General features: G+C 62.8%; 25 protein-coding genes and 1 pseudogene. 20 read left to right on the forward strand and 6 right to left on the reverse strand.

All coding sequences use genetic code 11. The features are described from left to right. The first annotated feature begins 62 nt into the window (after nucleotides 1–62). Together ubiB and coaBC are read left to right on the forward strand one after the other, a co-directional pair. The gene (ubiB, locus tag LB556_RS05330; RefSeq protein WP_224564823.1) at nucleotides 63–1,637 is read left to right on the forward strand and encodes a 2-polyprenylphenol 6-hydroxylase; all 1,575 of its coding nucleotides are present in this window, start codon (nucleotides 63–65) and stop codon (nucleotides 1,635–1,637) included. Nucleotides 1,638–1,725: 88 nt separating this feature from the next. Then, nucleotides 1,726–3,198 carry a bifunctional phosphopantothenoylcysteine decarboxylase/phosphopantothenate--cysteine ligase CoaBC gene (coaBC, locus tag LB556_RS05335; protein ID WP_224564825.1) on the forward strand — a complete coding sequence of 491 codons (1,473 nt, stop codon included), beginning with the start codon at nucleotides 1,726–1,728 and terminating at the stop codon, nucleotides 3,196–3,198. Between the two features lie 50 nt (nucleotides 3,199–3,248). Here the strand turns inward: coaBC and LB556_RS05340 are convergent, their stop codons facing one another. After that, nucleotides 3,249–3,830, reverse strand: coding sequence for an invasion associated locus B family protein (locus LB556_RS05340; RefSeq protein ID WP_224564827.1), 582 nt, complete (start codon nucleotides 3,828–3,830; stop codon nucleotides 3,249–3,251). A 592-nt stretch (nucleotides 3,831–4,422) separates the two neighbouring features. On the opposite strand from LB556_RS05340, the gene LB556_RS05345 reads away from it, so the two are divergent. From LB556_RS05345 to LB556_RS05360, 4 genes are all read left to right on the forward strand, one after another. Beyond that, entirely contained in the window at nucleotides 4,423–4,725 is a 303-nt protein-coding gene (locus LB556_RS05345) for a hypothetical protein (protein WP_224564829.1), read from the forward strand. A 128-nt stretch (nucleotides 4,726–4,853) separates the two neighbouring features. Then, nucleotides 4,854–5,330 (forward strand): NUDIX hydrolase, encoded by a 477-nt coding sequence (locus LB556_RS05350; protein WP_224564831.1) that lies wholly within the window; start codon nucleotides 4,854–4,856, stop codon nucleotides 5,328–5,330. A 143-nt stretch (nucleotides 5,331–5,473) separates the two neighbouring features. Then, on the forward strand, nucleotides 5,474–5,641 hold the full coding sequence (locus tag LB556_RS05355; protein ID WP_224564833.1) for a hypothetical protein: 168 nt from the start codon (nucleotides 5,474–5,476) through the stop codon (nucleotides 5,639–5,641). A gap of 196 nt (nucleotides 5,642–5,837) precedes the next feature. Next, nucleotides 5,838–8,327 (forward strand): EAL domain-containing protein, encoded by a 2,490-nt coding sequence (locus LB556_RS05360; RefSeq protein WP_411908569.1) that lies wholly within the window; start codon nucleotides 5,838–5,840, stop codon nucleotides 8,325–8,327. 4 nt (nucleotides 8,328–8,331) lie between these two features. Here the strand turns inward: LB556_RS05360 and LB556_RS05365 are convergent, their stop codons facing one another. Next, entirely contained in the window at nucleotides 8,332–8,871 is a 540-nt protein-coding gene (locus LB556_RS05365) for a GNAT family N-acetyltransferase (RefSeq protein ID WP_224564837.1), read from the reverse strand. Between the two features lie 230 nt (nucleotides 8,872–9,101). Here LB556_RS05365 and LB556_RS05370 point away from each other — a divergent pair, with 230 nt between their 5' ends. Continuing rightward, nucleotides 9,102–9,557 (forward strand): DUF2214 family protein, encoded by a 456-nt coding sequence (locus LB556_RS05370; RefSeq protein WP_224564839.1) that lies wholly within the window; start codon nucleotides 9,102–9,104, stop codon nucleotides 9,555–9,557. On the opposite strand, the gene nth is transcribed toward LB556_RS05370, so the two are convergent. Next, on the reverse strand, nucleotides 9,545–10,357 hold the full coding sequence (nth, locus tag LB556_RS05375) for an endonuclease III (protein WP_224564840.1): 813 nt from the start codon (nucleotides 10,355–10,357) through the stop codon (nucleotides 9,545–9,547). The genes LB556_RS05370 and nth overlap by 13 nt on opposite strands. 22 nt (nucleotides 10,358–10,379) lie before the next feature. Here nth and LB556_RS05380 point away from each other — a divergent pair, with 22 nt between their 5' ends. Continuing rightward, on the forward strand, nucleotides 10,380–10,874 hold the full coding sequence (locus LB556_RS05380; RefSeq protein ID WP_224564841.1) for a DUF2244 domain-containing protein: 495 nt from the start codon (nucleotides 10,380–10,382) through the stop codon (nucleotides 10,872–10,874). 174 nt (nucleotides 10,875–11,048) lie between these two features. Here the strand turns inward: LB556_RS05380 and LB556_RS05385 are convergent, their stop codons facing one another. Beyond that, nucleotides 11,049–11,864, reverse strand: a complete 816-nt coding sequence (locus LB556_RS05385) for a class I SAM-dependent methyltransferase (protein WP_224564842.1) — start codon at nucleotides 11,862–11,864, stop codon at nucleotides 11,049–11,051. Between the two features lie 113 nt (nucleotides 11,865–11,977). Between LB556_RS05385 and LB556_RS05390 the strand changes: the two genes are divergently transcribed. From LB556_RS05390 to LB556_RS05435, 10 genes and pseudogenes are all read left to right on the forward strand, one after another. Continuing rightward, nucleotides 11,978–12,856: a methylated-DNA--[protein]-cysteine S-methyltransferase gene (locus LB556_RS05390; RefSeq protein ID WP_224564844.1), complete on the forward strand. Its 879-nt coding sequence runs from the start codon at nucleotides 11,978–11,980 to the stop codon at nucleotides 12,854–12,856. A gap of 222 nt (nucleotides 12,857–13,078) precedes the next feature. Continuing rightward, complete coding sequence (locus LB556_RS05395; RefSeq protein ID WP_224564846.1) at nucleotides 13,079–13,549, forward strand: hypothetical protein; 471 nt, start codon at nucleotides 13,079–13,081, stop codon at nucleotides 13,547–13,549. A gap of 21 nt (nucleotides 13,550–13,570) precedes the next feature. Then, the gene (locus tag LB556_RS05400) at nucleotides 13,571–13,963 is read left to right on the forward strand and encodes a hypothetical protein (RefSeq protein ID WP_224564848.1); all 393 of its coding nucleotides are present in this window, start codon (nucleotides 13,571–13,573) and stop codon (nucleotides 13,961–13,963) included. Then, nucleotides 13,930–14,453, forward strand: a pseudogene (locus LB556_RS05405) (hypothetical protein). The gene LB556_RS05400 and the pseudogene LB556_RS05405 overlap by 34 nt, the downstream one beginning before the upstream one ends. Before the next feature lie 16 nt (nucleotides 14,454–14,469). Continuing rightward, on the forward strand, nucleotides 14,470–14,907 hold the full coding sequence (locus LB556_RS05410) for a hypothetical protein (protein ID WP_224564852.1): 438 nt from the start codon (nucleotides 14,470–14,472) through the stop codon (nucleotides 14,905–14,907). An 89-nt stretch (nucleotides 14,908–14,996) separates the two neighbouring features. Beyond that, the gene (locus tag LB556_RS05415) at nucleotides 14,997–15,902 is read left to right on the forward strand and encodes a ribokinase (RefSeq protein WP_224564854.1); all 906 of its coding nucleotides are present in this window, start codon (nucleotides 14,997–14,999) and stop codon (nucleotides 15,900–15,902) included. Between the two features lie 2 nt (nucleotides 15,903–15,904). Then, the gene (locus LB556_RS05420) at nucleotides 15,905–17,350 is read left to right on the forward strand and encodes an amidase (protein ID WP_224564856.1); all 1,446 of its coding nucleotides are present in this window, start codon (nucleotides 15,905–15,907) and stop codon (nucleotides 17,348–17,350) included. A gap of 93 nt (nucleotides 17,351–17,443) precedes the next feature. Further along, nucleotides 17,444–18,058 carry a LysE family translocator gene (locus LB556_RS05425; protein WP_224564858.1) on the forward strand — a complete coding sequence of 205 codons (615 nt, stop codon included), beginning with the start codon at nucleotides 17,444–17,446 and terminating at the stop codon, nucleotides 18,056–18,058. A 102-nt stretch (nucleotides 18,059–18,160) separates the two neighbouring features. Further along, on the forward strand, nucleotides 18,161–18,481 hold the full coding sequence (locus tag LB556_RS05430; protein WP_224564860.1) for a hypothetical protein: 321 nt from the start codon (nucleotides 18,161–18,163) through the stop codon (nucleotides 18,479–18,481). A 216-nt stretch (nucleotides 18,482–18,697) separates the two neighbouring features. Then, complete coding sequence (locus LB556_RS05435) at nucleotides 18,698–19,039, forward strand: hypothetical protein (RefSeq protein ID WP_224564862.1); 342 nt, start codon at nucleotides 18,698–18,700, stop codon at nucleotides 19,037–19,039. A gap of 7 nt (nucleotides 19,040–19,046) precedes the next feature. On the opposite strand, the gene LB556_RS05440 is transcribed toward LB556_RS05435, so the two are convergent. Next, entirely contained in the window at nucleotides 19,047–19,988 is a 942-nt protein-coding gene (locus LB556_RS05440) for a nucleoside hydrolase (RefSeq protein WP_224564864.1), read from the reverse strand. A 341-nt stretch (nucleotides 19,989–20,329) separates the two neighbouring features. Here LB556_RS05440 and LB556_RS05445 point away from each other — a divergent pair, with 341 nt between their 5' ends. Continuing rightward, nucleotides 20,330–20,755 carry an Hsp20 family protein gene (locus tag LB556_RS05445; RefSeq protein ID WP_224564866.1) on the forward strand — a complete coding sequence of 142 codons (426 nt, stop codon included), beginning with the start codon at nucleotides 20,330–20,332 and terminating at the stop codon, nucleotides 20,753–20,755. A gap of 75 nt (nucleotides 20,756–20,830) precedes the next feature. After that, nucleotides 20,831–21,088 (forward strand): DUF1150 family protein, encoded by a 258-nt coding sequence (locus tag LB556_RS05450; protein WP_149907743.1) that lies wholly within the window; start codon nucleotides 20,831–20,833, stop codon nucleotides 21,086–21,088. Nucleotides 21,089–21,163: 75 nt separating this feature from the next. Here LB556_RS05450 and ptsN read toward each other — a convergent pair whose 3' ends face one another. Further along, the gene (gene ptsN, locus LB556_RS05455) at nucleotides 21,164–21,628 is read right to left on the reverse strand and encodes a PTS IIA-like nitrogen regulatory protein PtsN (protein WP_224564868.1); all 465 of its coding nucleotides are present in this window, start codon (nucleotides 21,626–21,628) and stop codon (nucleotides 21,164–21,166) included. Nucleotides 21,629–21,655 lie beyond the last annotated feature (27 nt).

Below are 21,655 nucleotides of genomic sequence, written 5' to 3' on the forward strand. Positions count from 1 at the left end.
CTTATCTCCTGCACACGACGTGCCTTGCGCCAGTTCGATGAACCGGTGGGGTGGACGCGGCCATGAGCACCGTCAGCGCGGGATTCCGGCTCGTACGGGCCGGTTGGGTGCTGGTGCGCGAGGGCGTCGTCGCTGCCTTGCCCGGCGAGGAACTGTCCGGACTGCCCAAATTCGGCTGGCGGCTGGCGCGGCTGTTCACCCGCCGCCGCGCGCTCGCCTATGAGCGCAGCGACCGGCTGGCCAAGGCTGTGGTCCGGCTCGGCCCGTCTTACGTCAAGCTTGGCCAATTCCTGGCGACGCGGCCAGATGTTGTCGGCAATGACATGGCGCTCGATCTCGCCATGCTGCAAGACAAGATGCACACCTTTCCCAAGGCCGAAGCGATAGCTGCCATCGAGGCCTCTCTCGGGCGCAAGGTGGGCGATCTCTATGCGCGCTTCGGTGACCCGGTCGCCGCGGCCTCCATCGCCCAGGTGCATACCGCCGACACCATGCATGACGGCGTCGCCACCCAGGTGGCGGTGAAGGTGATACGGCCGGGTGTTCGTCGCCGTTTCTTCCACGACCTCGAAAGCTATTTTCTTGCCGCCCGCCTGCAGGAAAAATACATCCCCTCCTCGCGTCGGCTGCGACCGGTCGAGGTGACCGAGACCCTGGCCCAGACCACCAAGGTCGAGATGGACCTGCGCCTGGAGGCGGCCGCACTGTCCGAGCTCGGCGAGAACACCAGGGATGATCCCGGCTTCCGTGTCCCAACCGTCGACTGGGAGCGTACCGGCCGCGACGTGCTGACCATGGAATGGGTCGACGGCATCAAGATGAACAACATCGCCGGTCTCGAAGCCGCCGGCCATGACCTGAAGGCGATCGCCGCCAACCTCATCCAGTCCTTCCTGCGCCATACGCTGCGCGACGGCTTCTTCCATGCCGACATGCATCCCGGCAACCTGTTCGTCGAGGCAAACGGCACCATCGTCGCCGTCGATCTTGGCATTGCCGGACGCCTCGGCAAGAAGGAGCGCCGCTTCCTCGCCGAGATCCTCTACGGCTTCATCACGCGCGACTACCTGCGCGTCGCCGAGGTCCATTTCGAGGCCGGCTATGTGCCGCGCCAGCACAATGTCTCTGCCTTCGCGCAGGCGATCCGTGCCATCGGTGAGCCGATCCACGGCCAGCCCGCCGAAACCATTTCGATGGCCAAGCTGTTGACGCTGCTGTTCGAGGTGACCGAACTCTTCGACATGGCGACGCGGCCTGAATTGATCCTGCTGCAGAAGACCATGGTGGTGGTCGAGGGCGTGGCGCGCACGCTCGATCCTGCCTTCAACATGTGGAAGACGGCCGAACCGGTGGTCGGCGGCTGGATCGCCGGAAACCTGGGGCCGCGTGGCATGATGATCGATGCGCGCGATGGCGCCAAGGCGTTGCTGACGCTCGCCCGCCAGGCGCCCGAGCTGGCCGCGCGCACCGAGCGGCTGTCGCGCGAGATCGACCTGATGGCCGAGCATGGGCTGCGCTTCGACGAGAAGACCGCCCGCGCCATCGGCAAAGCCGAGGCGCGCTACAGCCGATCCGGCCGTGTCGCGCTGTGGGTCATCGCGCTGACACTCGTCTATATCGCCTGGAAGCTGATCTAGTCCTGCCGGATCAGCACTTTCCGCAGCTTGCCGCCACATGATTGCATTGCTATCATTGCTATCGGCAGGATGAGCAGAGTGCAATCACATGGCAAGCATCACCATTCGCAACCTTGACGATGAGGTCAAGGATCTGCTGCGCCGACTGGCGGCGGAAAACGACCGTTCCATGGAAGAGCAGGCACGGATCATGATCCGGGCTGCGGTTGACGGACAGGCTCCGCCGACCGGCCGCCTGGACCAGATTGAGAGAGCCCTCCACGACCTGACCAGTCTACACGGCTCTACGACCCCGGCTATCGCAACGGCAGCCAGGATTTCTGCCCGAGGTACTCTCTCCGGCAAGCGCATCCTGCTCATCATCGGCGGTGGCATCGCCGCCTACAAGGCGCTCGACCTGATCCGCCGGCTGCGCGAGCGCGGTGCGTCTGTGCGGGTGGTCATGACGCCGGCGGCGCAAGAGTTCGTCACAACACTATCGGTCGGCGCGCTTTCCGCCGACCATGTCTTCACCGACCTGTTCGACCGCAACGATGAACATGATGTCGGCCATATCAGGCTGTCACGCGAGGCGGACCTTCTGGTCGTGGCGCCCGCGACCGCTGACCTGATGGCCAAGCTCGCCAACGGCCACGCTAACGACCTCGCCTCCACGGTGCTCATCGCCACCGACAAGCCCGTGCTGATGGCTCCGGCGATGAACCCCAGGATGTGGTCGCACCCCGCCACCCGCCGCAACCGCGCGACCTTGGGCAAGGACGGCATCACCTTCGTCGGCCCCGCCAGGGGTGAGATGGCCGAGAGCAATGAGGCCGGCGAAGGCCGCATGGCCGAACCGCTGGCAATTGTCGCTACGGTCGAGGCGCTACTCGATGCCGGCCCCAAGCCGCTGGCGGGGCGCAAGATCGTCGTCACGTCAGGCCCGACGCACGAGCCGATCGATCCCGTGCGCTATATCGCCAACCGGTCGTCCGGAAAGCAGGGCCACGCCATTGCCGCGGCATTGGCAAGGCTCGGCGCCGATGTGCGCCTCGTCACCGGCCCCGTCGCCATTGCCGATCCTGCCGGGGTGAAGACCACTCACGTCGAACGCGCGCAGGAGATGCGCGACGCGGTCGAACAGCTTCTGCCCGCCGACGCCGCAGTGTTCGTCGCCGCCGTTGCCGACTGGCGCACCGAGAATTCAGCCGGTGAGAAGATCAAGAAGGTTGCGGGCGAAGGCCCGCCTGTGCTGCGCATGGTCGAGAACCCCGACATCCTGGCAGGTGTTGGCCACCACAGGCAGCGGCCAGGCCTGGTCGTCGGCTTTGCCGCCGAGACGCAGGATCTCATGCGCAACGCCGAGGCCAAGCTCAGGAAGAAAGGCGCCGATCTCATCGTCGCCAACGATGTGTCGCACGAAAGCGGCATCGGTCCGTCAGGCGTGATGGGCGGCGATCGCAATCGGGTGCGGATCGTATCGAAGGCCGGCGTCGAGGAATGGCCTGAAATGACGAAGGACGAGGTGGCGGCGCGGCTTGCCGCCCTAATCGCCGAGCGGTTGAAAACGATCGTTGTCTGACAAGTTCTGGCGCAAGCCGCCAACTTCCGGTCGCTTGGTGAGCCAAGCTGTCAGTCGGCCAGAAGCTCAGCCGTACGGGCAAGCGCACCGCTAAAACCATTGAGCGGAATGGAAAAGCTTACGGCTTGCCCCGTATCGGCCGCGAACGCGTCGATCTTGAGCGTGGTGCCGTTCTTCAGCAGCGGCGTGACATTGGCATCGAACACCACCGGAACCAGGCAGCCGACCATCTGGCAGGTGTTGAACGGCAGGCTGCCGTCGAGCTTCTGGTCGTCGATGGTCAGCGCCACACCCTTGGCCAGCGCCAGGCCGAACGGCAGGGCGATGGTTCCCGTCGCATCCTCGCCGGTCTTGCTCGACAGCTCGATCGCCAGCAGCCGCTGGTTGCTCTGCTTGTTGAACTGCTGATGCGAAAGGCTACAGACCTTGTTCGTGCCCGATATCTGGCAATTGACCGTCCAGTCGCCATGGGTTTCGGACAAGGCCGATGCACCACCGGGAAGCTGCGGCCCGACAGCCGCGGCAGGCGGCGTTGCAACCACCTTGTCGCTCTTGGTTTGCGCCGCCGCGGCCGGCAGGCCGGCGATACAGGCAGCACCCAGCATCGCAACGAAATACGCGTATTTCCTCATCAAGCTCTCTCCCGCCCGGCTCCGCCTCGAGCCAGCCGAGAAACTGACCTTGAGAGACGCGCTGACTGCATTCTGTTTGACTGTTTCCCCGAAGGCGCCACTGGACCTGACGGACAGCCGACGCCACTCGAATAGAGGCCAGCATCGACCCGATAGAGCGGCGAATCCATCGCTTCCGTCAAGGGCAATGCCGGATTGCCGGGCAGATTCTCCGCGGCCGCCGAACGGCCTTCGATCTCCCACTGCTTGGTGGAAAACTCCACCCCAGCCTTTCCATAGGGGCGAAGGCTGGCAATATCGCCAAGTGCGCTGTCGGTTCCGGTTTCGAGCGCCGCGTGGCCGCATGGAAGGTGTTTGCCGATCTGTCGCAGTTGAAAGCGGCACCGAGCCCTCTTCCTTTCCGGAAACACGCAGCTAGCGCGTCGAACTGCAGGGTTGCTGCAGGGACAGCGCGCCCATCTGTTGGGAGACCTGGACCGCTGGCAGTCAGTAAGCAGGCCGGTTGGTATAAGCCGTCAACGCTGCTGTCATGGCATTACCGGACAAACACCCTATATATCTGGGGTGGTGACTTTTTTACAGGATTAGGTGGATGTATACGCGTCGTTCACCGTTGATTTTGGTGTTGGCGGGGCTGGCCGGGGCTGCCCTCGCCAGCTTTGCGTCGCCCGTTTCCGCGCAGGTGCTCAATCCTGCGGTCGGAAACAACACCCAGCAGAACGATCTGCAGGCCTTGCAGAACCGTGTTCAGCGGCAGCAATTTCAGCAGCAGCAACAGCAGTATCGTGCCCAGGATCGCGTCATCGTCCAGCAACCGCCGCCTGTGATCCCGCAGGTCAGGCCGAGCTGCCAGACGCAGATAATCGGCAACACCGCCGTGAGCACCTGCCGCTGACGGGCGGGCTGGTTCTTTTAATTAGCCGACTTACATGATAGGGGCGCTTGATGTGCCCCTGCGGTAGTTTGGATTTTGCAAAGGCGTCGCGTCACGCTAAGGGGCATTGCAGCGACTGGATTATCAAGATGGCAGCCACCAAGAAAAAGGCCGTACGCCAGGCCAAGAGAGGCGAGCGGATCCGCCAGGTGGCGGCGATTCCCTTTCGGCTGAACGCACACGGCGATATCGAGGTGATGCTGGTCACATCGAGAACGACGAGACGCTTCATCGTGCCCAAGGGGTGGCCTATGAAAGGCAAGAGCGGGCGCAAGGCGGCCACCATCGAAGCGCAAGAGGAAGCCGGCGTGCTCGGCAAGACGCTGAAGCAGCCGGCGGGCACCTATTCCTATTGGAAGCGGTTGGTCAACCGTTTCGTCCGCGTCGACGTCGTCGTGTACCTGCTGGAAGTGACGCAAGAGCTGGCGGAGTGGCAGGAAGCCAAACGGCGGCGGCGGGCCTGGCTGACGCCGGCCGAAGCAGCGATCCTCATCGACGAGCCCGACCTCTCGACGCTGGTGAGGACCTTGGCGCTGCCCGAACCCGCGCCACTCGAACAGGCGTAAGCCTCAATTGTCCGGGCTCTCATCTTCAGGAAACGGCCAGGTCGGCAGGCCGCTATAGGGACGAAAATTCTCGACCAGCGCATCCGTGCTGGCGACCAGGTCGAGGAAGCGGTCGAGATCTGCCCTCCTTCTTGAGATCGATCATGACGGATCGTTTGCCGGCGTTCCGCGACAAGAACGATGCATCTATGCCGGCGCCGTTGCTGAAGCAGGCAAGCCTCGCGGTGGAGGCCCGCCTTGGCTCTCGCGGCTCCGTACAAAGGCCGCGAAATTTCGAATACAAACTGATTCAACTTGAAGCAGTGACTTGATGCTGCGTAATATTCGGCTGTATCCGGCAAGGAAAGACTTTCTAGAGACCGGAACTGTTTATTTGCTGTTAAGCCCCCTCGTGATAACCGGATCGTTGTCGCCAACCGAGCGACATGAGGGAAGAATATTGTCTCACCGGCGGATGAAACGGCCGGACAGACGCGCTGACAGGATCATGGTACGTCCATGAATTCGATGAAGTTGTCATCGATAGACGCGAGCCCCCGCCTTCTCCGGCTCGTGTGGCCATTCATTGCCGTCGTCCTGATTCAGGCGCTGGTCGCCAGCTTTAGCCTCTATACACTTTCGGCCGTTCGCGCCTATGTCGGCGGCGAAAGCCAGTGGTCCAAGGGGCAAAAGCACGCCATCTATTTCCTCAGCCTTTATGCCGAGACCGGCAATGAGGAGTTCTTCAGCGAGTATCGTACGGCGATCGCCATTCCACTGGCCGATCGCTCGGCGCGCCTGGCACTGGAGCAATCCGAGCCCGACATCGAAGCAGCACGCACCGGTTTCCTGCAAGCCAGAAACCACCCGGACGACGTGGCGGGGATGATCTGGCTGTTCCGTAATTTTCGCGGCATCAGCTATCTCGACACAGCCATCCGGCATTGGACCGCCGCCGACACCATGATCCTCGCCATCCGGCAGCTCGGCGACACGACGCATGAGGAGCTGAACAAGCGCCCGGCATCGTTGGCCGAGATCAGCGTCTGGAAGAAGCAAATCCATCAGCTCGACCAGCAGATCAGCCCGCTTTCCAAGGCCTTTTCGGACAGCCTCGGCGAAGGGTCGCGCTTCATCAAGATGCTGCTCACATCAGCCAATCTCGTCACCGCCGCCTTGTTGATATTGCTTGCGGTATGGCGCACGCGCAAGCTTCTGGTGCAGCGCCAGGCCTTCCAGTTGGCGCTCAATGCCGAGCGCGAGCGCGCCCAGGTCACCCTGGCTTCGATCGGCCAGGCAGTCATCAGCACCGGCCGTGATGGGCGGCTGGACTACATGAATGCGGTTGCGGAGAAACTGCTGGCATGCCCGTCCGGCACCGCCAAAGGCAAGCCGCTGGCGTCGCTGTTTCGCCTGGTGGACAAGGACACCAGCGTTGAAGAGCTTCAATTGATTGAACGCCTCCTGGCCGGCGAGCCGCGTCGTTCCAGCGCCCGTCCACAATTGCTGCAGCGGCCGGATGGCTCCGTTGTCCCGGTCGGGCTGACCGGCGCGCCGCTGCTCGTGTCGGGTAAAGTCGTCGGCGCCGTGCTCGCCTTCCACGACATGACCCGGGAAGAAGACTATATCGAGCGGCTTTCATGGCAGGCTTCGCACGATGCGCTCACAGGGCTCGCCAACCGGCGCGATTTCGAGAGCCGGCTGGAACGGACGATCCTCGAATTGCAGGACAAGCCCCGGCAGCATGCGCTGATGTATCTCGATCTCGACCAGTTCAAGCTGGTCAACGATACGTGCGGCCATGCCGCGGGCGACCAGTTGCTACGCCAGATTTCCGCGCTGCTGGCCAACGAATTGCGGCCCGGCGACGTGCTGGCCAGGTTGGGCGGCGACGAATTCGGCGTGCTGCTGATCGATTGCGAGGCGGACAATGCCGCCGACATCGGCGAAAGGCTGCGCGCCGCCGTGCAGGAGCTGCATTTCGCCTGGGATGGCAGGCCTTTCAACACCAGCGTCAGTGTCGGCATGGTGCAGATCGCCGATGCGCATGTGACGATCGAGGAGGCACTGCGTGCCGCCGATGTCGCCTGCTACATGGCCAAGGAGAAAGGCCGCAATCGGGTCCAAATCCACAGCGACGGCGACATGGCCTTGCGCGAACGCTTCGGCGAGATGGCCTGGGTGCAGCGCCTGCACGCTGCACTCGAGGAAGACCGATTCAGGCTTCATGCCCAGGAAATCTGGCCGCTCAACGACGATGTTGCCGAGGCTGGGGCGCATATCGAGATCCTGTTGCGGCTGAGCGATGAAGAAGGCGGCTTCGTCACCCCGCAGAGTTTCATCCCCGCCGCCGAGCGCTACGGCCTGATGCCGTCGATCGACCGTTGGGTGGTGCGCAATACGTTCCGCGTCCTTGCCGCGCGGCAAGCCGATCAGCGCATGCTGCCGATTGCCACATGCGCCATCAACCTTTCCGGAGCGACGTTCGGCGACGAGACGTTCCTGGGCTTCCTGCGCGAGCAGTTCCTTGTCCATGGCATTTCGCCGGCCATGATCTGCCTGGAGATCACCGAAACCAGCGCCATCGCCAATCTTAGCAATGCCATGCGCTTCATGGCCGACCTGCGCGGGTTGGGCTGCCGCTTCGCGCTAGACGATTTCGGCTCCGGCATGTCGTCCTTCGCCTATCTGAAGCACCTGCCAGTCGACTATCTCAAGATCGACGGCGGTTTCGTCAAGGACATGCTGGATGACCGCATCGACCGCGCCATGGTCGAGATGATCCATCACATCGGCAAGGTCATGGGCAAGCGCACCATCGCCGAGTTCGTCGAAAGCGACGGCATCATCGCCGCGCTGAAGACGATCGGGGTCGACTATGCCCAGGGCTATGGGATTGCCAGGCCGCAACCCTTCGATGCCTCGACGCTGCTCTGCCAAACCATTGCGCCTGCTGCGCGGACCATCGCGGATCCATGGGCCGATGTCGCCGGGAAGCTGCGCCGCCAAGCCAGCTAGATTTTCAGGACAGCCGCTCCAGCAGGATTGTCGGAGCGTCGTGATAGACGGTCCGCACCACTTCCTGGTAGCCGCATTTCGTCGCGACCTTCAAGGAGGCGGTGTTCTCGGGATCGATGATGCAGACGGTTCTGCCGCGCCCGAACGCCTCTTCGCCCCATGCCAGGACACGACCGACGACCTCGGAGGCAAGACCTGCCCCGTGCACCGCCGGCACCAGCGCCCATCCGGCCTCCGGAACGCCTTCGATCGACGGCTGCATCTCACGCTTCAGATCGTGGAAGCCGGCTTCACCGATAAACTGGCCGGTGGCCTTCTCTTCGATCGCCCAGAACCCGTAGCCCAGCAGCGACCACAGGCCGGCGTGACGCAGGAAGCGCATCCAGCTTTCCTCACGCGTGCGCGGTTTGCCGCCGATGAAGCGGATGACGGCCGGATCGGCCCACATCGCCGCATAGGCGTCGAAGTCGCCGAGCCGGTGTGCCCGCAGGATGGTTCGCGGCGTCTCTATGGCCGGAGCGATGGTCGCTTGCGTCGTGTTCATTGGATTTGCCTCGCGTTACGGCCTGCGGTTAGCAAATCGTGGGCATGGTGCAAGAGCCAGGGAAGCCCGGGACCGTCATCCAGGACGAAGGCGCGACATCCGGCAGCCTTCACTGTATCCCGGCCGCGCTATGGGATTTTCGCGCGGCGGTGTTATTTTCGACGCAGGCTGATTCAGTACGTCCCAATCTGCCTGGCGCCGGCCGCTGCAGCCGATCCAAGGAAACCCGCATGGACACCACCGACCTCGTGCTCGCCATCATCCACCATCTGCTGGTGTTCTCGCTGGCCGGGATCATCGGCGCCGAGTTCGTGCTGATCCGTGGCGACCTGCCGGCCACGACGCTCAAGCGGCTCGCCGGCATCGACCGCCACTACGGCATCATCGCCGCGCTCATCATAATCGTCGGCATCGGCCGTGTCTTCTGGGGGCTCAAGGGCTGGGAGTTCTACGTCTTCAATTGGGTGTTCTGGGCCAAGATGGCGGCGTTCGGCATTGTCGGCCTGCTGTCGATCATACCGACCGTCCGTTTCATCTCCTGGAACAGGCAGGCCGGCACTAATCCCGCCTTCGCCATTCCGGCGGCCGAACTGGCCTCGGTGAAGGCCTACATCCGCGCCGAAGCAGCCATCTTCCTGCTGATCCCGGTCTTCGCCGCGGCGATGGCGCGCGGCTACGGCGCCTGATCTTCGGCAGCAGCCGTTTGCAGCGGAGCGATCGGCACCAGGGGTGCCGGAATGCTGGTCGTCTTCACCTCCGCCTTGCAGATATCGGCGATGACGCAGGCCGGGCAGTCCGGCTTGCGTGCCTTGCAGACATAGCGGCCGTGCAGGATCAGCCAGTGGTGCGCGTGGCGCATATACTCGTCCGGAATGATCTTCAGCAATCCCTGCTCGACCTGCTCCGGTGTCTTGCCCGGTGCCAGGCCAAGCCGGTTGCCGATGCGGAAAATATGCGTGTCGACCGCCATCGTATGCTGACCGAAGGCCATGTTGAGCACGACATTGGCGGTCTTGCGTCCGACACCGGGCAGCTTGACCAGCTCATCGCGGTCGTCGGGCACCTCGCCGCCATGGTCGCGGATCAACGCCTCCGATAGCGCGATGACGTTCTTGGCCTTGTTGCGCCAGAGACCGATGGTCCTGACATGGTCGCCAACCTTGGCCTCACCCAGCGCCAGCATCTTTTGCGGCGTATCGGCGGCCTTGAACAAAGCCCGCGTCGCCTTGTTGACACCGGCATCGGTCGCTTGCGCCGACAGCACCACCGCCACCAGCAGCGTGAAGGCGTTGACATGTTCGAGCTCGCCCTTCGGCTCCGGCCGCTGGACCGAAAAGCGCCGGAATATTTCGTGCACTTCGGCCGGGCTGTAGCGCGAGGTCCGCCGTGTGGGCCGTGGACGCGGCCTGGCATTGGCGCCGTCGCGCCGTCGCGTCGTCGGCTCTTTTTCGGGCATGGAAGAATCTTTGGACTTGGGGCTCGCCATTTCTCTCCTATAATATCCTGTCATGAACGACACAAACGCCTCGTTCCAGGCCGACGAGCCATTCTTTCATGCGCTGCTGACACCGCACCGGTCGCTCGGCAGGACAGGCTTCTTCGTCCTGATGGGCGCGCTGCTGTTCGGCTGGCTGGTGACAGGTGCGTTTTTCCTGTCGCACGGCGCCTGGCCGGTGTTCGGCTTCTTCGGCCTCGACGTGGTTGCCGTCTATATCGCCTTCCGCGTCAATTACCGGGCCGCTCGCGCCCGAGAGGAAGTGTCGGTCTCGCGCACCAGCCTCGACATTCGCAAGACGGCGCCCTCGGGAAAGTCGGAAGCGCATCGCTTCAATCCGTTCTGGGCACGGTTTTCGGTCGCCCGGCACGCCGAGATCGGCATCACCGGAATGACCGTGGAAGCACAGGGCCAGAACGTGCCGATCGGCGGCTTCCTCGACCCCGATTCCCGCGAGAGCTTTGCCACCGCCTTCGCGCGCGCGCTGGCGACGGCCAAGGCGCGCTAGAGCCGGATGATTTCAGGTCGAGTCGACCTGAAATCTGAATCCGTCTCTAAATCAAAGAGATAGAGCATGATGTCATCCGAAAACCGCTTCACACTTTTCGGCATCATGCTCTAGAAGCAACTCCAGGAAAAATGCGAAGCGGCTTTCGCCCGGAATTGCCGCAAACGACGGGCTTTAGAAGCGATAGCGCAGCAGCCTGCCGATCTTGCGCAGCGCCGGGACGTGCTTCCAAAGCCGGACGAACAGCTTGGCGGACCAGCCCATGCGGGCAGCGTGCTCAGGCTTGTAGGCCGGGATGTCCTCGATGAACCGCAGCTTCGGAACCGCCAGTTCCAACTCGTGCGGATCGTCGATCGCCCAGTGGACCTCGGCGCCCGTCGCCCTGATGGTTGGATTGAGGCGAAGCAGCGTCAGGCCGAAACGGCTATAGGCGTCGAAGATCAGTTCACCGCCGGCAAGATGCGAGACTAGCCATGAGAGCAGGCGTAGCCCATCGTCCGCGGGGAGATAAGGCGTCAATCCCTCCGCCACCACGATGGCCAGGCGGTTGCGGGGCACGTCAGCCAACCACCCGGGCTCGGTCACCGACGAAGCGATGAGGTGGTAGTGGTCGCGGGACGGGTAGAGCTTGCGCCTGAGTTCGATGACTTCGGGATAGTCGATGTCGAACCAGTCCACCCCTGGCGGCGGATCGACCCGGAAGATGCGTGTATCGAGCCCGCAACCCAGGTGCAGCACGATGGCATCGGGATTTCTGGCCAGGAAATCCTCGACACGGACGTCCAATGTCTTGGCCCGGATCGCCAGGCCGATGCCGAGATTTTCGTCGACCTTGAGCCTGGAGAAATCATAGTCGATATTGCCCAGTGCCGCGTCGGCGAAATGATCCTCGAGCAGCGAATGGGGCAACCGGCTCTCCAGCGCCTTGCCGTAGAGGGTCATGAGCAAGGTTTCTTTTGCCCCTGTCAGATGTACTTTTTCGCCAGCCATCGTCGGCTCCCAGGCTCGCATCCCCGTCAATTTGGGCATGCGCGGCAGGAAGGCAAGTTTCGGGTGGCGATCGGCACCCCAAGGGGCGATATTCCAGCCAAGGAGACAGGTCGATGAGCACACACACGGCAGTCCTCAAGAAGGACATCACGCCCGAGGGCAGCGACTACGAAATCGTGCGCCGCGCCATCGAGAAGATCAGCCTCGACTATCGCGACCAGCCATCGCTGGAGGAACTCGCCGAAGAGGTCGGCGAGACGCCCACCGGCTTGCAAAAACTCTTCACCCGCTGGGCCGGCCTGTCGCCCAAGGCCTTCCTGCAGGCGGTGACACTGGACCATGCGCGCAAGCTGCTCGATTCCGGTATGCCGCTGCTCGAGACCTCATTCGAGCTGGGCATGTCCGGTCCCGGCCGGCTGCACGACCTGTTCGTCACCCATGAGGCGATGTCGCCGGGCGACTACAAGACGCGGGGCGCCGGTCTCACAATCCGCTACGGCTACCACCCCTCCCCGTTCGGCACCGCCTTGATCATGGCCACCGACCGCGGACTTGCCGGCCTCGCTTTCTGCGACGCCGGCGAAGAGCGCACCGCCTTCGCCGACATGTCCGGCCGTTGGCCCAACGCCCTCTTTGCCGAGGACAGGGAAGCAACAGGCCCCTATGCGGCGCGCATCTTCGAGCCGACGCTGTGGCGCGCCGACCAGCCGCTGCACGTTGTGATGATCGGCACCGACTTCCAGGTCCGCGTCTGGGAAGCCTTGCTGAAGATCCCTATGGGCAAGGCCCGCACCTATTCCTCGATCGCCGCCAGTATCGGCGCCCCAAACGCCAGCCGGGCGGTTGGCGCCGCCAACGGCGCCAACCCGCTTTCTTTCGTGGTGCCTTGCCACCGCGCCATCGGCAAATCAGGCGACCTCACCGGCTATCATTGGGGCCTGACCCGCAAGCGCGCCATCCTGGGCTGGGAGGCGGGGCAGATTTCGTCCTGAAACGTCGATTTTTTAGTCTCGCCTCCAAAGAATATATGAATATTCATGGTGCAAAGTATTATTCGGAAATTATTCGGAATTTCCGGATACAACCAACGACAACCATCGGTTTATTCATGGCTTTTGTTTCGACGCTTTATTTAAGTTTACGCTAAATTAACTATGATAAAGCGATGATGATCCTTATTAATTCGGGTATTCCGACTTAATAGGAGGGTCTCGATGCCGTTGTTCCGCACCGCTTTTGGTGCAGCCTTGCTGGTCGCGTGCCTGGACGACGCCGCGATGGCCACAACGCAGAATGTCATTTTCAACGGCACGGTCACCGCGACCTGCACGCTTGTTGTCGCCACCAACGGCACGATGACGGCAAGCCCAGACCTCCAGTCGCTGAGCTCGCACAACAGCGGCGGCTCGGCTGGAACGGCCACGCTCACCACCACCGGAGGTGTCTCGCTCAGCGTCGATCCGGTGACCCTCACCACCGTGCCCGCCGCCGACAGCACGGCCACCACCTGGACACCGACCTATTCGGCCAGCGGCACCCACACGATCGCGGAAACGGGGGCCTCCACTGCCTTGACTGTCCCCGGCGCCGACCTTGTCTCGGTCCATCTCGCCGGCACCAAGGGCGGCAGCAACCGCTTCGCCACCGGAAACTATCAGGCAACGGTAACATTGCGCTGCGAATAGGCCGCCACGAAGGAGGGATCCTTGAAACATGCTCTCAACCTGGCGATGGCGGCGGCCATCGGACTGATGCCCATTGCCGCCGGCGCCCAGTCGATGTCGCCGATGCGGGGCGAGGTCAACAGTTTCACCGATGCCTTCGCGGTCCGCGTGTTCCCAGCCAATCCCTACGACCAGAAGATCAGGGTCGAAATCCACGTCTACGATCAGGATTTTCAGCCGGTGGACGCCAAAATCTCTCCCAGCGTCTTCCAATTGGGCTCGCAGGCTTCCCGTCCTGTCCTTGTGGTCGTGCCCTTCGGCGGTGCTGACGGGCGCAAAGTGCGTATCTGCACCGAAAGCATCCCGTTCCCCAATCAACAGACGCAGATAAAGGCACAGATATGCGGAAAGTTCTTTGGGCATCGCAAGTCCTGACAGTCGCGCTTGCGATTGCCGCGGCGAGCACGGCCCCTACCGCGGCTCAGGAACAGATTTACAATCTCAACCAAAAAATGAGAACGGCTTCAATCTGCCCGGCGTGACCTTGCCCCAGAGCCAGGACGAGGTGCATGCTGCCGACGGCACGACCTGCCGCTCGGCGGTTTCAGGCAGCGGCGCCTATGTCGACCTTGGCGTTATCAGGGGCAATAACCAGACGAACAATGGCGTTGCCACCTATGGCCGCGTGGTGATCCCGATCGGACGTACGCCGAAGCGCGTCGATTGCAGCCGCCTCTACGAGCTTGAGGTCGAGCGCCTGCAACTGGAACTGAAACTGCTCAAGATGGGCGTCGGCGGCGACGGCCAGACCGCGAGCGTGACCGCCAGCGCTCCCGCTCCCGCGGCCGTATCACCGGGATGGGCCAATCAAGGCTGGAGCATCAGGACCGGAAGCAGCGATGGCAAGAAAAAGAAGAAGAAATAGCCGGGCACTGCTTGCGATGTCCGCATTCGCCGGTTTCTGCCTTCCGGCGCGGGCGGCGATCGTCGGCACCTGTACAATCATGGTTGGGGCATCGGGAACGATGACCACCAGCCCCACGATAGGCATATTGGGATCCACGCAGGCGGGCGGTCAAAGCGCCGAAGCCACCATTACCGCGAGTTCGCTGCTGTGCTCCCTGCTCAACTTGCTGGACTGCTATTCGGTATCCGCGCCAGCACCCGCCGCATTCACGTCTTCGCCGAGCAGCGGCGGCACCAATGTCACCTTCGCCACGACGTATCGTCTCGACTCCGGCGTCAGCACCCCGGGAAGCACGACGCAGAAGCTCGTCAACGGCACCCATACCGTCCAGGTCGACCTCACCGCCACCAAGTCGAGCGGCATCTTCCCCGCCGGCAGCTATCAGGGCATGGTCACAGTGCTGTGTGAGTGACGCGGCAAATCGCACTGGACCATTCGCGTGGTCTGGCATCGAACGGCTTGGCAGGGTAGCTTCCCATGCATTCAGCAGGAGGCGCTTTCTTGATAGTCGTTGTCGGCTCGATCAACCTCGACCTTATCGCCAACGTCGACCGCTTGCCGAGCCCCGGTGAAACGGTGAGCGGCTCCGGTTTCACGACGGCGCCCGGCGGCAAGGGCGCCAACCAGGCGCTCGCCGCCGCGCGCGCCGGTGCCCCGGTGCGCATGGTCGGCGCCGTCGGCAAGGATAATTTCGCATCCGAAGCACTGGCCTTGCTGCGCGATGCCAAGGTCGACCTCTCGGGTGTGGGAGAAACCTTTGCCTCGACCGGCACGGCACTGATCATGGTTGCCGACGACGGCGAGAACATCATCGCCGTGGTTGCCGGCGCAAATGCTTCCGTGGTGCCTGGCGACCTCTCCAAGGCTTTTCTGAAAAAGGGCGATGTCGTTCTGCTACAGCATGAAATTCCACTCGCCACGGTCGAGGCGGCCCTCGACCAGGCCAGGGCGGCTGGTGCCATCACCGTGCTCAATGCGGCCCCGTTCCACGCCGAAGCGGCCGGCTTTCTCGGCAAGGCTGATTACGTCGTCGCCAATGAAACCGAGTTCGACCTCTATGGCGAGGCGCTTGCGCTAAGCGGCCGCGACCGGCCTGCACGCATGCGCGATTTCGCGGGGAAAACCGGACGCACCATCGTCGTCACGCTTGGCGGCGACGGCATGATGGCGGCGACGCCAAGCGATCTCCTGACCGTTCCCGCCTTGAAGGTCACGCCGGTCGACACGGTCGGCGCCGGTGACACCTTCTGCGGCTATTTCGCCGCTGGCCTGTCGTCTGGACTGACGCTCGAACAGGCACTTGCGCGTGCCGGCGCCGCCGGCTCCCTGGCGTGTCTCAAACCTGGTGCCCAGCCGGCGATCCCGCTGGCCCGCGATGTCGACAAGGCCTTGCAGGAAACCCGTTGAGAATGATGCGCCCCCGCACCAGACATGCCGTACCCGCGGCCCGCGACATCTGCCGCCTGTCGGCTGTCGAACTTGCCGGCGCGATCCGCCGCAGGAAGCTCTCCGTGCGCGAGGTGGTGACGGCATTCCTCGACCGCATCGATGCGGTCAACCCGCTGGTCAACGCCATCGTCTCGCTGCGCGACCGTGCCGACATCCTGCGCGAGGCCGACGCCGCCGATGTCGGGCGGACGGATGGAACCGGCTCCCTCTTTGGCCTTCCAATCGCCATCAAGGATCTCGCCTCCACAACCGGCCTCAGGACAACGTTCGGCTCGCCGATCTTCGCCGATTTCGTGCCGCAAGAAGACGATTTCTTCGTCGAGCGCATCCGCAACGCCGGCGCCATCATCATCGGCAAGACGAACGTTCCCGAATTCGGTCTCGGCTCCAACACCTACAACAACGTTTTCGGGCCGACGCTGAACGCTTTTGATCCCTCGCTCACCGCCGGCGGGTCAAGCGGCGGCGCGGCCGTGGCGTTGGCCCTGGACATGGTGCCCGTCGCCGACGGCAGCGATTTCGGCGGCTCGCTGCGCAACCCGGCGGCCTGGAACAACGTCTACGGCTTTCGGCCATCGCAGGGGCTGGTGCCCGGTGGCCCCGACTTGGAGGTCTTTCACGCGCAGATGGGCGTCGAGGGGCCGATGGGCCGCAACGTCGCCGATATGGCGCTGCTGCTCGACGAGCAGGCGGGCTATCACCCGCACGCGCCTCTGTCCTACGAAAAGCAAGGCTCCTTCCTCGAAGGGCTCGCAACCCCGTCGGGCGGTGGCCGCATCGCCTGGCTGGGCGATCTCGGCGGCCACCTGCCGATCGAAGCCGGCATCCTCGACCTGTGTGAGGCCGCGCTCAACCGGTTCGCGGATGCCTCCCTTCCGGCGGAACCGCTGCTGCTGGATTTCGATTTCGAGGCGCTGTGGCAGGCCTTCGTGACATTGCGCCAGGCCAGCAGCGGCTGCGCTCTGAAAATCCACTATGACGACCCTTCCAAACGCGCCCTGCTGAAGCCAGAGGCCATCTGGGAAGTGGAAAACGCCATGCGGCTGACGGCGCCGCAGGTTCGCGCGGCCTCGGTCGTGCGCACCTCCTGGCATAGGACGCTGCTGTCGATCTTCGACCGCTTCGATCTCGTCGCGCTGCCGACCGCGCAGGTCTTTCCCTTCGATGTCGGCACCCATTGGCCCCGCGAGGTCGCGGGGCAGGCCATGGACAGCTATCATCGCTGGATGCAGGTTTCCGCCTTCGCCACACTGGGCGGCTGCCCGGCGGTCAACGTGCCGGTCGGCTTCGACGACGGCGGCCGGCCAATGGGCATGCAGTTGATTGGCCGGCCGCGCGGCGACCTCGCGGTGCTGAAGGCCGCGGCCGCTTATGAGGCGATAATGCCCTGGCCGGCCGGCGCCTGAGCCAGGCGCGCCGCGCACCGGCTTGCGTCGTCCTCGCCGCCATGCATTGATTGGCGCTTGACGGCCGCGATAGCGGCGTTGCGAGGGATAATCATGTCGCTGGAACTCTACGCCGCCTATGTTCTTGCTTGCATCGTCATCATCCTGGTCCCTGGCCCCACCGTCACGCTGATCATCGCCAACAGCATTCGTCACGGCTCACGCGCCGGCCTTGCCAACGTCGCCGGGACGCAGGCCGGCCTTGCCGTCATGATCGCCATCGTCGGCGTTGGCCTCAACACGCTGATCTCGGGCATGGGCCACTGGTTCGAATGGGTGCGGCTGATCGGCGCCGCCTATCTGATCTGGATGGGCGTGCAGATGTTCCGCTCCAAGGGCAAGCTGAACGCGGACGGAACGGCGAGAAAGCCGCGTGGCGGCTTCTTCCTGCAGGGCCTGCTGGTGGCGCTGAGCAATCCCAAGACCCTGATCTTCTTCGGCGCCTTCTTTCCGCAGTTCATCGCGCCGCAGGGCAATTATTCGCTGCAGATCGTTATCATGGGTCTCACTGCCATGATCTTCGCCGCCATGTCCGACTCGACCTACGCATTGGCTGCTGGCCGCGCCGGTCGCATGCTCTCGGCCAGCCGCGTCAAGCTTCTGTCCAGGATCAGCGGCGGCTTCATGGTTGGCGGCGGTCTGTGGCTGGCGTTCTCGCGGTCGAAGTAAAGGTCGCGACCATGTTCCGGGCGACGCGCAAGACTGCGTCGCCCGGAACACGATGTTGAAAGTCTGTTCTCCCGCCACCACTTGTATTCGAAGCGGGGATTGATGGCCGTATCGGCGACTTATGAGGGTTTGAAGAGGAACGCGCCTGGCGCAGTCCTCTTCGGCGGTTTATTCGCGATAATGGTCATATTGGCCCAGAATAAGTGGGCGAATGACGCGACCCCGATCCGTTCGGTTGATGCGGTCGGCGCAACGATCAAAAGTGTCCATTGGGACATAAACCCTACCATCTATACCCTATCTCTTGACAGCGATTCATCAGTTCTCATCGAGGACGACCGCCCTCACCTTATCGGGTCACATGTCGACATCGAGCGCGTTACGCGTGACAACGGCTTCGTTTTCTACCGGTTTGCCGATTGAAGCATCGCCATCCGATGCGGATTGAGCGGCAGCATCATGAGAATGGCACGGATACATTCCGTTTGGTTTGTGAATAGCGGGCTTCGGCTAGCATGGCCGATGCCGATATGGAAAGTACTCTGAATATTCCGGAAAGATCCTATTGAAGGGAGTTTCGTACCCTGCTTATTTATAAGGCATGGGGCGACAGGACTTTCTTTCAGGAACCGCTTGCTTATGATCAAGGAGGAGTATCGCGACATCGTTGTTGGCGTGGCTATGTTTTGCGCTCTTGTGCTTGGGCCGCTGGTCACTGTTGTAATGAGGCAACCGGACCCCGTAGTCGGCACGCAATCGGTGAAGGGCAGCGTCTATTATGTCACGACGATGCCCGTCAATCCAAAGACCGCCGTCGGCCAAGGGTTTCACTATAGATATGAAGTCCGCCTCGAAGACACCGCCGAACTGATATTTGTCGATGGCGAGATCGAGGCCCCGCACATGATCGGTTCGACGGTCCAGGTCGAGCGGCAGCACCACAAGAGCGGCGCCGATACCTATCGGCTGGTCAATGGATAAGATGGGATCATAGCCGCCCCAACCTCTCCACCAGCAGCGCGAAGAAACCATCATGGTCGATGTCGCGCATCACCATGGCGTTCTTGGCCCGCTTGGTCACGCCCCACCAGTCGATCACGGTCATGCCCATGGTCAGTTCCGAGGCCGTTTCGATGCTGACGTTGCAACGGCGGCCCTTGAACAGGTCCGGCTTCAACAGATAGGCGATGACGCAGGGGTCGTGCAGCGGCCCGCCATCGGTGCCGTACTTCTCCTCGTCGTAACGCTCGAAGAATTCGAGCATGTCCGCCGTAGCGGTGCCGACCTTGCTGCCGAGCTTGCGGAACGCCTCGATGCGCTTGGATGTGGTCAGCGCCTTGTGGGTGACGTCGAGCGGCATCATCACGATCGGAATGCCGGACTTGAACACCAGATCGGCGGCCTGTGGATCGACATAGATGTTGAATTCGGCGGTCGGCGTGACATTGCCGCCTTCGAAGAAACCGCCGCCCATCAGCACGATTTCCTTGATGCGCGGTGCGATGCGCGGTTCGCGGATCAATGCCAGCGCGACGTTGGTGAGCGGCCCGAGTGAACAAAGCGTGATGGTGCCGCTCTCTTCCTCCATCAGCGTCTCGACGATGAAATCGACGGCATACTGCTCCTGCAGCTTCATCGTCGGGTCGGGCAGTTGCGGCCCGTTGAGGCCGGTCTTGCCATGCACTTCCTCGGCGGTGACCAGTTCGCGTGCCAACGGACGGATGGCGCCGGCATAGACCTTGATATCAGGCCGGCCGGCCAGTTCGCAGATCTTGCGAGCGTTGTTTTCGGTGAGTTTCAGCGGCACGTTGCCGGCAACGGCTGATATGCCGACGATGTCCAGTTCGCTGCTGCCGAGCGCCAGCAGAATGGCGACGGCATCGTCCTGGCCGGGATCGGTGTCGATGATGATCTTGCGTGGTTGGGGCATTTCAATTCCTTGTTTGGTGGCCATCAGCTCACCGGGCCGGTCGTGCGCCCGAAAGGACGCCAAACCGGCTGCAAGCTGCCGAACCGCTTGACGGGGAAACGGTCCCGGCCCGCGCGCTTCTCCTTGCATCCGCGCGTCGTTTCAAGCGCCATGTCGATTGTTCCTGTGAGTCCACGACCCGTTCCCTTTTGGGCTATTTCCGTGAGTCCGCGGCCTGGTCTCTTTGGACCGTTCTTTTGGTGGCTTGAACTTGGTCGCGGGGCGGACCATATCAAGGCCATCGGGAAAAATGCCATCCGGGTTTTTCCAGTTTATGTCGCTCTTGAGAGGACAGTGTAACCATGAGCCGAATGACGCCTTTCTCCAGCCCGCTTCTCCTCGGCTTCGATGCCATGGAAAAGACGCTGGAGCGCCTGGCGAAGTCCGGCGACAGCTACCCTCCCTACAACATCGAGCGCCTGAGCGGTGCCGACGGCAGGGCCGAAAGGCTACGCATCACGTTGGCCGTGGCCGGTTTCGCTGAAAGCGATCTCGATGTGACTACCGAGGAAAACCAGTTGGTCGTGCGCGGCCGTCAAACCGACGACACCGAGCGCGAATTCCTTCATCGCGGCATTGCCGCACGCCAGTTCCAGCGCTGCTTCGTGCTGGCCGACGGCATGCGCGTGATCGCGGCGGAGCTGAAGAACGGCCTGTTGTCGATCGATCTCGATCGGCCGGAATCCGAACGGCTGGTACGAAAAATAAACATATCGGTGAAAGACTAACCTTACCGATGGCTCTCATGCGGGATGGCCTATGCCCCGGAAAAGGGCGGCGTCCTCGCGCCAAGGAGGCTTGAAATGACCAGAACTGACGAAACCATCACAATGACCAACGGCGAATTCGCCCATCTCGGCGAAGGCTCGGTCGCCTATCTGCGCAAGGTCTCGAGCGACGAACTGCTCGGCCGCTTCCCGAACATCGGCGAAATCGCGCCTGGCCTGGAACTATGGGCCCTGTTTGCCGCCAATGGCCAGCCGATCCTGCTTTCCGATGCGCGTGACCGCGCGCTGGCCGGCGCCATGGAAAACGACCTGACCACCGTCGCCATTCATTAATTCAAGGCGAGCGGTTGACGGAAACGAAAGGGCCGCTCACGGCGGCCCTTGGGGATAATCTTAACAAAGATGGCTTCAGGCCGCGTGCGAGGCCTGGGTATCCGACAAAAGCGCGTGGATCGCCGTGGCGTCTCGCGTCCCCCTGATCTTGGCCACCGTGTCGGCGTCGCGCAGCACGCGCGCGATGCGCGACAGCGCCTTGAGGTGGTCGGCACCCGCCCCTTCGGGCGCCAGCAGCAGAAACACCAGATCGACCGGTTGGTCGTCCAGCGATTCGAAATCGACCGGCGTTTCCAGCCGGGCGAAAACGCCGGCGATGCGCTTCACGCCGGCGAGCTTGCCGTGCGGGATGGCGATGCCGTTGCCGACGCCGGTCGAGCCCAAGCGCTCGCGCTGCAGGATGGTGTCGAACACTTCCCGTTCCGGAATGCCTGAAATCGCCGCCGCCCGCTCGGACAGCAATTGCAGGAGCTGCTTCTTGGAGTTCGCCTTCAACGCCGGCAAAATCGCCGGAACGCTGATAAGATCGCTCAGACCCATGCTTGAAAATCCTTGTTCGCCTGCCGC

Origin of the sequence: Mesorhizobium sp. ES1-4, from assembly GCF_020164745.1 — a bacterium.
In the GTDB taxonomy this organism is placed as follows: domain Bacteria; phylum Pseudomonadota; class Alphaproteobacteria; order Rhizobiales; family Rhizobiaceae; genus Mesorhizobium.

Excerpts from the sequence above, each read along its gene's own strand:
- ubiB (WP_224564823.1), top strand. The coding sequence starts at position 63 with ATGAGCACCGTCAGCGCGGGATTCCGGCTCGTACGGGCCGGTTGGGTG.
- coaBC (WP_224564825.1), top strand. The coding sequence starts at position 1,726 with ATGGCAAGCATCACCATTCGCAACCTTGACGATGAGGTCAAGGATCTG.
- LB556_RS05340 (WP_224564827.1), bottom strand. The coding sequence starts at position 3,830 with ATGAGGAAATACGCGTATTTCGTTGCGATGCTGGGTGCTGCCTGTATC.
- LB556_RS05345 (WP_224564829.1), top strand. The coding sequence starts at position 4,423 with ATGTATACGCGTCGTTCACCGTTGATTTTGGTGTTGGCGGGGCTGGCC.
- LB556_RS05350 (WP_224564831.1), top strand. The coding sequence starts at position 4,854 with ATGGCAGCCACCAAGAAAAAGGCCGTACGCCAGGCCAAGAGAGGCGAG.
- LB556_RS05355 (WP_224564833.1), top strand. The coding sequence starts at position 5,474 with ATGACGGATCGTTTGCCGGCGTTCCGCGACAAGAACGATGCATCTATG.
- LB556_RS05360 (WP_411908569.1), top strand. The coding sequence starts at position 5,838 with ATGAAGTTGTCATCGATAGACGCGAGCCCCCGCCTTCTCCGGCTCGTG.
- LB556_RS05365 (WP_224564837.1), bottom strand. The coding sequence starts at position 8,871 with ATGAACACGACGCAAGCGACCATCGCTCCGGCCATAGAGACGCCGCGA.
- LB556_RS05370 (WP_224564839.1), top strand. The coding sequence starts at position 9,102 with ATGGACACCACCGACCTCGTGCTCGCCATCATCCACCATCTGCTGGTG.
- nth (WP_224564840.1), bottom strand. The coding sequence starts at position 10,357 with ATGGCGAGCCCCAAGTCCAAAGATTCTTCCATGCCCGAAAAAGAGCCG.
- LB556_RS05380 (WP_224564841.1), top strand. The coding sequence starts at position 10,380 with ATGAACGACACAAACGCCTCGTTCCAGGCCGACGAGCCATTCTTTCAT.
- LB556_RS05385 (WP_224564842.1), bottom strand. The coding sequence starts at position 11,864 with ATGGCTGGCGAAAAAGTACATCTGACAGGGGCAAAAGAAACCTTGCTC.
- LB556_RS05390 (WP_224564844.1), top strand. The coding sequence starts at position 11,978 with ATGAGCACACACACGGCAGTCCTCAAGAAGGACATCACGCCCGAGGGC.
- LB556_RS05395 (WP_224564846.1), top strand. The coding sequence starts at position 13,079 with ATGCCGTTGTTCCGCACCGCTTTTGGTGCAGCCTTGCTGGTCGCGTGC.
- LB556_RS05410 (WP_224564852.1), top strand. The coding sequence starts at position 14,470 with ATGTCCGCATTCGCCGGTTTCTGCCTTCCGGCGCGGGCGGCGATCGTC.
- LB556_RS05420 (WP_224564856.1), top strand. The coding sequence starts at position 15,905 with ATGATGCGCCCCCGCACCAGACATGCCGTACCCGCGGCCCGCGACATC.
- LB556_RS05425 (WP_224564858.1), top strand. The coding sequence starts at position 17,444 with ATGTCGCTGGAACTCTACGCCGCCTATGTTCTTGCTTGCATCGTCATC.
- LB556_RS05430 (WP_224564860.1), top strand. The coding sequence starts at position 18,161 with ATGGCCGTATCGGCGACTTATGAGGGTTTGAAGAGGAACGCGCCTGGC.
- LB556_RS05435 (WP_224564862.1), top strand. The coding sequence starts at position 18,698 with ATGATCAAGGAGGAGTATCGCGACATCGTTGTTGGCGTGGCTATGTTT.
- LB556_RS05440 (WP_224564864.1), bottom strand. The coding sequence starts at position 19,988 with ATGCCCCAACCACGCAAGATCATCATCGACACCGATCCCGGCCAGGAC.
- LB556_RS05445 (WP_224564866.1), top strand. The coding sequence starts at position 20,330 with ATGAGCCGAATGACGCCTTTCTCCAGCCCGCTTCTCCTCGGCTTCGAT.
- LB556_RS05450 (WP_149907743.1), top strand. The coding sequence starts at position 20,831 with ATGACCAGAACTGACGAAACCATCACAATGACCAACGGCGAATTCGCC.
- ptsN (WP_224564868.1), bottom strand. The coding sequence starts at position 21,628 with ATGGGTCTGAGCGATCTTATCAGCGTTCCGGCGATTTTGCCGGCGTTG.